Annotated in this window: 2 protein-coding genes; one reads left to right on the top strand and one right to left on the bottom strand. The window is 64.6% G+C overall.

From position 1 onward, the window contains the following. Window positions 1–819 (top strand): UDP-2,3-diacylglucosamine diphosphatase (locus ACXJKR_RS33120; RefSeq protein ID WP_457326471.1); only part of this gene is annotated, 819 nt, incomplete at its 5' end. Here ACXJKR_RS33120 and ACXJKR_RS33115 read toward each other — a convergent pair. Further along, window positions 806–1138: phosphatidylserine decarboxylase (locus tag ACXJKR_RS33115; RefSeq protein WP_457326470.1), on the bottom strand; the 333-nt coding region annotated here is incomplete at its 5' end. The genes ACXJKR_RS33120 and ACXJKR_RS33115 overlap by 14 nt on opposite strands.

Raw genomic sequence — 1138 nt, 5'->3', positions numbered from 1 at the left:
GTCTGGATCTCTGACCTGCATCTGGGCACCCCCGGTTGCCAGGCCAAGGCCCTGCTCGACTTCCTGCGCGACGTCGAGTGCGAGACGCTCTACCTCGTCGGCGACATCATCGACGGCTGGCAGCTGCGCCGCTCCTGGTACTGGCCGCAGGCGCATAACGACGTCGTGCAGAAACTGCTGCGCAAGGCACGCAAGGGCACACGGGTCATCTTCATCCCCGGCAACCATGACGAGTTCGCGCGCAAATACCTCGCGCACAACTTCGGCGGCGTGGATGTGATGGAGGAAGCCATGCACGTGACGGCCGACGGCAAGCGGTTGTGGGTCACGCATGGTGACCTGTATGACGGCGTCATCCAGTGCGCGCGCTGGCTGGCTATTGCCGGCGACCTGGCCTACGAGTTCACGCTCAAGGTCAACCGCTGGTTCAACCGCATCCGCGCCAAATGCGGCCTGCCGTACTGGAGCCTGTCGCGCTATCTGAAACACAAGGTCAAGCGCGCGGTCAGCTACATCAACGAGTTCGAAAACGCCGTTGCCCGTGAGGCCAGGAAGCGCGGTGCGCACGGCGTTGTCTGCGGCCACATTCATCATGCGGAGATCCGCGAGATCGACGGCATCCTTTACTGCAATGACGGCGATTGGGTGGAGAGCCYGACAGCCCTCGTCGAGCACTTCGACGGCCGGCTGGAGATCATCGACCGAGGCGACGAAGCGGCATTGCCCGGCATGCTGCCTGCGCCGAAGACCGTGTCTGTGGCGCTGCCAATGCCGGCAGCCGCGAAGGCCGCGGCACCAGATACGGTCAACTCAGCCTGAGCAATGCCTGGCCGGCGCGGATCTGCACGCCCGGGGCAATGCCCTCGGCCAGGTCAAAGCCCTTGGGCACGAAGACGATGATGGTCGAACCGTGCTCGAACCAGCCCATCTCCTGGCCTTTCACGTGCGGCGCCGAGCAAGGCATCTCGTTCGCACCCTTGCGGCCGAGATGCAGCAGCACGTCGAGGAAGTGCAGGCGGATGCTGGCCACCAGGATGGCCGCCACGGGTACCAGCGCAATCGGGTGGCCGCTCGACAGCGTCATTCGCACCACAGCGCGCTCGTTGCGGCAGAACAGCCGTTCCACACGCTTCAGTGC

The organism is Roseateles sp. P5_E11, from assembly GCF_054049355.1.
Note: the sequence above shows the minus strand (reverse complement) of the source record. Positions and strands in the feature narration are given on the sequence as shown.